This window comes from Azospirillum sp., from assembly GCF_035627195.1.
Classification (GTDB): domain Bacteria; phylum Pseudomonadota; class Alphaproteobacteria; order Azospirillales; family Azospirillaceae; genus Azospirillum.
Window position 1 is genome coordinate 1 of record NZ_DASPMG010000114.1, and the last position, 6,594, is coordinate 6,594.

Below are 6,594 nucleotides of genomic sequence, written 5' to 3' on the forward strand. Positions count from 1 at the left end.
CGCTGGAAGGCTACGACCTGCTCTACCTCTCCGGCATCAGCCTGGCGATCTGGGGCGAGCGCGGGCGCGAGCTGCTGTTCCCGCTGCTCGACCGCGTCCGCCGGCGCGGCGGCCGCGTCGCCTTCGACACCAACTGGCGCCCGCGCCTGTGGCCGGACCGCGAGACGGCGCGCCGCGCCTACGACGCCATGCTGGCGCGCACGGACATCGCGCTGCCCGGCGTGGGCGACCTGCGCGACCTGTACGACGACGCCGATGCCGCCGCCGTGCTGGACCGCGTGCGCGCGGCCGGCGTGCCGGAGATCGTGCTGAAGCTGGAGGAACCCGGCTGCCGCGTGGTCGGCAACGGCCGGGACGCTCTGGTGCCGGCCGAGCGCGTGGCGACCGTCGTCGACACCACGGCCGCCGGGGACAGCTTCAGCGCCGGCTACCTCGCCGCGCGCCTTGCCGGTCGAATGCCGGAGGACGCGGCGCGCGCCGGCCATCGGCTGGCTGCCGTGGTCATCCAGCACCGCGGCGCCATCATTCCGCGCGCGGCAATGGCCGCCGGGTCGTGAACGGCGAGGGCGCCATGGCCGCAATCCCTACCCCTACACGGCCCAGCCCCACCCGCAGGGGCACCGCCGCGACGACGATCTACCGCGACCTGCGCGACGCCATCGTGTCGCTGCGCCGCCCGCCGGGCGCGCCGGTGGTCGAGAAGCAGGTGGCCGCCGCCTACGGCGTCAGCCGCACGCCCGTGCGCGAAGCGGTGCTGAAGCTGGCCGACGAAGGGCTGGTCGAGATCTTCCCGCAGTCCGGCACCTTCGTCGCCCGCATCCCCCTCTCCTCCCTGCCCGAAGCCAGCCTGATCCGCCGGGCGCTGGAGCAGACCACGGTCCGCATGGCCGCCGAGCTTGGCACGCGCAGCCAGATCGCCCGCCTGCGCGCCTTCGTGGAACAGCAGCACGAGGCGGACGCGGCCGGGGACCCCGACGGCTTCCATCAGGCCGACGAGGCGTTCCACGCGCAGATCGCGGCCATGGCCGGGTCCCCCGGCGTGTGGGCGGTGGTGCAGCAGGTCAAGGTGCAGGTCGACCGCTGCCGCCGCCTGACCCTTCCCGTCGCCGGCCACATCGGCAAGGTGATCGCCGAGCACGAGCGCATCGTCGACGCCATTGCCGACCATGATCCCGACCGCGCCGTCGCGGCCATGGTTACCCACCTCGACGGCCTGCAACTGACCATCGATGACGTCCGCCACGCCACCCCGCTGTATTTCTCCGGGGGACCCGTGAACAGCGATTTCCAGACGAGGCCCCGCCATGTCCCTGCCGCTTCTTGAACCCATCCTGACCGGACCGCGCGTCGTTCCGGTGCTCGTGCTCGACGACCCGGCGGAGGCCGTGCCGCTGGCCCGGGCGCTGGTCGCCGGCGGGCTGACGGCGCTGGAGGTGACGCTGCGCACCCCCGCGGCATTCGCCTGCGCCGAGGCCATCGCCGCCAAGGTGCCGGAGGCCATCGTCGGCCTGGGCACGCTGATCCGGCCGGAGCAGTTCGCTCGGGCGCGCGATGCCGGCGCCCGCTTCGTCGTCAGCCCCGGCCTGACCGACCGGCTGGCCGAGGCCGCCAAGATGGCCGGCATCCCCTACCTGCCCGGCATCGCCACGGTGACCGAGGCGCTGATCGCCTGGGAGCACGGCTTCCGCGAGCTGAAGTTCTTCCCCGCCATGCTGAACGGCGGCGCCCCGGCGCTGAAGGGCATGGCGCCGCTGATCCCGGAGGTGCGCTTCTGCCCGACCGGCGGCCTGCGCGCCGAGCACGTGGGCGAGATCCTGTCCCTGCCCAACGTCTTCGCGCTGGGCGGAACCTGGCTGACGCCCGCCGAGGCGGTGAAGGCCCGCCGCTGGGACGAGATCGAACGCCTCGCCCGCGAAGCCGCCGCGCTGGCGGCGGGCGGCTGAGGGGGCCAAGGCGGGCGGGGCCGGTGGTGCGTTACGCCACCGGTTCGGGCGCTGGCGCCGCCGCCGCGGCGCGCCGGCTTTCCACGCGTGCCCGGACGGCCAGCAGATACCGGCGCGTGTCGGCGATGCCGGCCAGCAGCTTGTCCACGACGGAGTCGTTCTTGAACATGCCGGAGGGGTATTCCTTCAACGCCTTCTCCTTCAGTTCCGACAGTCTGGCCGCGACGGCGGCGATGTCGGCTTCGGTGGCGTTCTCGTTCAGGTCGATGACGCGGATCTCGCGCTCGATCTCACCCACCTGCTTGACGTAGCCCTTGAAAGCCTTGTCCTCGGTCGATTGCTGGCCGCTGAACCAGCGCCACAGCACGATGAAGGCCGACAGCGACGTCATGATCAGGCCGAAAAGGCTCTTGGCCTGATCGAGCAGCTTGGCCGACAGCATCGGGCTGTTGCGCGCCATGAAGGCCAGCGTGCCATCGGACAGCGGATAGCCCGACGGCAGGGCGATGTTCGTCTCGTCGAGCCGCATGCGCAGCCGGCTGGCGACGGTCGGGCTGTACAGCACCTCCAGCGCCTTGTAGACGGCCTTGGGGTCGACATTCCTGTTGGCGACGAGGTGCAGGTTGACGCCGACCACCTTGATGTCGGCGGCCGGGACCGGCGGGCTGATGCTGTACATGTAGCCGAGGATGCGGCCGTCGGCGACCCAGCCCAGGCGCAGCGCCAGCGACGAGGGGAACGGCATCTCCAGCAGGCGGTAGCCGCGCTCCTTCACCAGGAAGTCGGCGAGGTAGGACGGCAGGAAGGAGACGTTGACCACCGCGTCCGGCAGCCGTTCCGGGCGCATGCCGACGATGTCGTCCACGCCGTGGTTCACCTCGACGTAATCGATGCCCTCCTCCAGCCCGGACAGGCCGAGGATCTGCTTGGCGACCACGCGGGTGCCGCCGCTCTTGGAACCGAGGTTGATCGACTTGCCCTTTAGGTCCTGGACGGCTTTGATCTCCGGCCGGACGAGGAAATGCACCAGCTCGGGCGCCAGGGTCGCCACGTGCTGGACGTTGGGATAGTTGCCTTCCAGTCCGCCCTGCACCAGGGCGAGGTCCAGCGTGCCGGCCTCGACCGCTTCCAGCCCCTCGAAGGTGCCGTGGGTGGGTTTGATGCGCAGCGTCAGCCCGGCCTCGGCGGCGGATTCCTGCATCGCCTTGGCGACGAAGTGCCGGTTGCCCAGGATCTCGCCGCCGGTGATCGTCAGGGTGTACTGGCGCGGGATCATCTGAAAGACGAAATACCCCGCTCCCGCCAGGATGGCGGCGACCAGCGCGATGCCGATGCCGCGCCGGACGTTCGGGTTCTGCTGCAGCCGCTCCAGGAACTTGCCGAGCAGCTTCTCGCCATGGCTTGCCATCAAAGGGCCTCGTTCAGTAGACGCGCAGCAGGTCGGGTTCGAGCGCATCCTGCCCTTCGGCGCTGCGCACGAAGTCGAGGAAGCGGCGCACCGGCTCGGCGGGGCTGGTGCGCGTCACGTAATAAAGCGAGCGGGTCAGCGGGTAGCGCCCGGAATAGATGGTCGCCCGCCCGATCGCCACGCCGTTGACGGCCATCGGCTTCACGTTCCCCGTCAGGTCGCGGGTGGCCAGGAAACCCAGCGCCCGCGGGTTGGCGGCCACCGCGGACGCCAGCGCCGCGGCGGAGGCGGCGAGCGTCACGTGCCGGGCCATCTCGGCGCCGCCCATGACGTTCTCCTCCATCCATTTGCGGGTGGTGGAGCCCGGGGCGCGGTTGATCACGTCGATGGGGCCGGCGGGACCGCCGAGGTCCGCCCAGTCGGTGATCTTGCCGGCCAGCACGTCGCGCACCTCGACGCGGGTGACGCCGCCCACCGGGTTGCCGGGCGCCGTGACGACGGCGACCGCGTCCTTGCCGAACAGGTGGTCGCAGACCTGCCCGTCGTCCTCGGCCCGCTTCAGCTCGCGCGACATGGCCGCGATGTCGATGGCGCCGCGCTTGAGCGCGATCAGCCCGGCCAGCGAGCCGCCGCCGTCGGTGATGATCTCCAGACCGCCATGGTGCTTGCCGAAGGCCGGCAGCAGCGCCTTGGTGAAGGGCAGCACGTTGGTGGAACCGGCGATCAGCAGCGGTTCCGCCGGCTTGTGCTGCCAGGGCAGCGTCCAGGCGCCGGTGAGGAGCCCGGCGGACGTGGCGCCGGTGATGGCCAGGAAGTCGCGTCGTTTCATTGCAGCCTCTCCGGATCAGGTCACGGGCACGTTGCCGGCGGCGGCCAGCAGTCTCTGCCCCTTGGCCGGGTCGAGCATGTAGGCCACGAACCGCTGCACCGCGCCGCTGGGTGCCTTCAGGGAGACGAGGCTGAGCGGCCGGCGCAGCGGATAGGCGCTGGAGCGGATCGTCTCGGCCGTGGCCGCCTTTCCCTCCACCGACACGGCGCGGACGCTAGCGTCCAGGAAGGTGTGGGCGATGTAGCCGATGGCGTTCGGGTCCTTCGCCACCCTCGCGCGCAGCGCCGACGTTTCCAGGATCGTCGCCTTGGGCGTGATGCTCTCGTCGCGCAGCACCAAGGCGTGCCACGCCTCGTAGGTGCCCGACAGCGGGTCATAGGAGGTGACGGCGATGGGCGCGTCGTGCCCGCCCAGTTCGCGCCAGTTGGTGGTCTCGCCGCTGTAGACGCTGCGCAGTTGCTCGATGGAGAGGTCGCGCACGGGGTTGTCGGGGTGCACGCAGGGCAGGATGGCGTCGTGCGCCAGAAGATGGACGGCCAGTTCCTTGCCCTGGCGCGCCGCCTTCTTGCGGTCGCCGCCGTCCAGCTCGGCGGAGGACATGGCAAGATCGGCGGTGCCGTCGATGACGCTGCGGATGCCGCGCCCGGTGCCGCCGCCCGACACCGTGGCGATCAGGCCGCGCTGTTCGCCCATGAAGCCCTCCGCCGCCGCCTGAACCGGCGCCATCAGCGTGGCCGAACCCCGGATGTGGACGGAGCCGACAGTGGTCATCTTCGTGAATTCCTCATGGGCCGAATTGCTCAAGAATTCCCTCCGTGGACCGGGCTGTGGATTTTCTTTAAAACTGACTTTTGCAATAGATAAAAGGCAAGATAAATGGACGTCCCGCCCGATTTGTCCGACTCGTCGCGCAATGCCGCGTCTTCGTGCGGCCGACACTGCTCGGAAGGGGAGTGCTGATCGACAGCACCGGGAGCCGATGCGTATCAGGTGCGCGCGCCTTCGCGCTCAGGCATCGGTACCGGCCAACCGAACGCATGGGGTGCGACATTGTGTCAGGCGGTGGCGGAGGGTGCGTTTCGGGCTTGCCATGCACACTAGTATATTAGTATAAATCGGCCATGGACGCCCTCGGGAGAAAGCGGCGCCGCCACACACACCTGAACCGCCGCAGGTCGGCCACCCTTCAAGAAGGGGAAGCGCATCGGCCCGGTGGCTTGGGGAGGAGCATCCCAATGACCCGGTCTACATCCCGGAGCGTCCCGACGGACGAAGGTTACCCGGCGCACGGACACCGCCGCCGACGATCGGCCCCCTTGCGGCGCGCGCCCCTGCGATGGGCCCCCTTACGATGGGCCCAGTGACGGCGCCGCCCGGCCACGACCTTCTTCGAACAATGTCGCTCCAGCGACCTTGCAAGATCCGCTACGCTGGATCGGCCAAGGAGTATCGACGATGAACATCAAGTCCCGGATCGATCGCATCCCCGGCGGGATGATGATCCTGCCCCTGTTCCTGGGCGCGTGCCTCAACACCTTCGCGCCCGGTACCGGCAAGTTCTTCGGGTCCTTCACCAACGGCCTGATCACCGGCACCCTGCCGATCCTGTCCGTGTGGTTCTTCTGCATCGGCGCCAGCATCAGCTTGAAGGCCACGCCGCTGGTCCTGCGCAAGAGCGGCGTGCTGGTTTCGGTCAAGGTTCTCACCGCCGCCACGGCGGGCGTCGTCGCCTCCTTCTTCATCCCGGCGGACGGCGTCACCTCGGGCTTCTTCGCCGGGCTGTCGGTGCTGGCGATCATCGCCGCCATGAACGACACCAACGGCGGCATGTACATGGCGCTGATGCAGCAGTACGGCACCAAGGAGGAATCCGGCGCCTTCTGCCTGATGTGCCTGGAGTCCGGCCCGTTCATGACGATGCTGACGCTGGGCCTCGCCGGGCTCGCCAGCTTCCCGTGGCAGACCATGGTCGGCGCCCTGCTGCCCTTCGTCATCGGCTTCATCCTGGGCAACCTGGACAAGGATTTCCGCGAATTCTTCGGCAAGGCCGTGCCGGTGATGGTGCCCTTCTTCGCCTTCGCGCTGGGCAACAACCTGAACTTCACCACCATCCTGAACACCGGCCTGCTGGGCATCGTGCTGGGTCTGGCGGTGATCGTGGTGACGGGCTTCACGCTGGTGATCGCCGATATCTTCCTGGCCAAGGGCAACGGCACGGCCGGCGTGGGTGCCGCCTCGACCGCCGGTGCCGCCGTCACGGTCCCGCCGATCATCGCCTCGATCGAGCCGACGTTCGCCCCGGTCGCCCCGGCCGCCACCGCCCTGGTCGCCACCTGCGTCGTCGTCACCTCGCTGCTGACCCCGGTCCTCACCGCGTGGTGGGCCAAGCGCTACGGCGTCCTGTCGCCCCGCTA

Annotated in this window: 7 protein-coding genes; 4 read left to right on the top strand and 3 right to left on the bottom strand. The window is 69.7% G+C overall.

What is annotated here, in order from left to right:
- The 3 genes from VED21_RS10335 to eda form a co-directional block, all read left to right on the top strand.
- Positions 1-557, top strand: a 557-nt coding sequence (locus tag VED21_RS10335) for a PfkB family carbohydrate kinase (protein WP_324882263.1), incomplete at its 5' end; no start/stop codon positions are given.
- Between the two features lie 14 nt (positions 558-571).
- Complete coding sequence (locus tag VED21_RS10340) at positions 572-1,324, top strand: GntR family transcriptional regulator (protein WP_324882264.1); 753 nt, start codon at positions 572-574, stop codon at positions 1,322-1,324.
- Positions 1,305-1,943 carry a bifunctional 4-hydroxy-2-oxoglutarate aldolase/2-dehydro-3-deoxy-phosphogluconate aldolase gene (gene eda / locus VED21_RS10345; RefSeq protein ID WP_324882265.1) on the top strand — a complete coding sequence of 213 codons (639 nt, stop codon included), beginning with the start codon at positions 1,305-1,307 and terminating at the stop codon, positions 1,941-1,943. The genes VED21_RS10340 and eda overlap by 20 nt, the downstream gene beginning before the upstream one ends.
- Positions 1,944-1,974: 31 nt before the next feature.
- Here eda and VED21_RS10350 read toward each other — a convergent pair whose 3' ends face one another.
- From VED21_RS10350 to VED21_RS10360, 3 genes are read right to left on the bottom strand one after another with little or no spacing between them, the layout of a single operon-like run.
- A complete protein-coding gene (locus VED21_RS10350; protein WP_324882266.1) occupies positions 1,975-3,351 on the bottom strand; it encodes a TAXI family TRAP transporter solute-binding subunit in 1,377 nt (458 codons plus the stop codon).
- Positions 3,352-3,364: 13 nt separating this feature from the next.
- Positions 3,365-4,180: a phosphate ABC transporter substrate-binding protein gene (locus VED21_RS10355; RefSeq protein WP_324882267.1), complete on the bottom strand. Its 816-nt coding sequence runs from the start codon at positions 4,178-4,180 to the stop codon at positions 3,365-3,367.
- Between the two features lie 15 nt (positions 4,181-4,195).
- Positions 4,196-4,951, bottom strand: coding sequence for a phosphate ABC transporter substrate-binding protein (locus VED21_RS10360; RefSeq protein WP_324882268.1), 756 nt, complete (start codon positions 4,949-4,951; stop codon positions 4,196-4,198).
- A gap of 684 nt (positions 4,952-5,635) precedes the next feature.
- Here VED21_RS10360 and kdgT point away from each other — a divergent pair.
- Positions 5,636-6,594 (top strand): 2-keto-3-deoxygluconate transporter (kdgT, locus tag VED21_RS10365; protein WP_324882269.1); only part of this gene is annotated, 959 nt, incomplete at its 3' end.

Coding starts and splice junctions, on each gene's coding strand:
- VED21_RS10360 (WP_324882268.1), bottom strand. CDS start 4,951: ATGACCACTGTCGGCTCCGTCCACATCCGGGGTTCGGCCACGCTGATG.
- VED21_RS10350 (WP_324882266.1), bottom strand. CDS start 3,351: ATGGCAAGCCATGGCGAGAAGCTGCTCGGCAAGTTCCTGGAGCGGCTG.
- eda (WP_324882265.1), top strand. CDS start 1,305: ATGTCCCTGCCGCTTCTTGAACCCATCCTGACCGGACCGCGCGTCGTT.
- VED21_RS10340 (WP_324882264.1), top strand. CDS start 572: ATGGCCGCAATCCCTACCCCTACACGGCCCAGCCCCACCCGCAGGGGC.
- VED21_RS10355 (WP_324882267.1), bottom strand. CDS start 4,180: ATGAAACGACGCGACTTCCTGGCCATCACCGGCGCCACGTCCGCCGGG.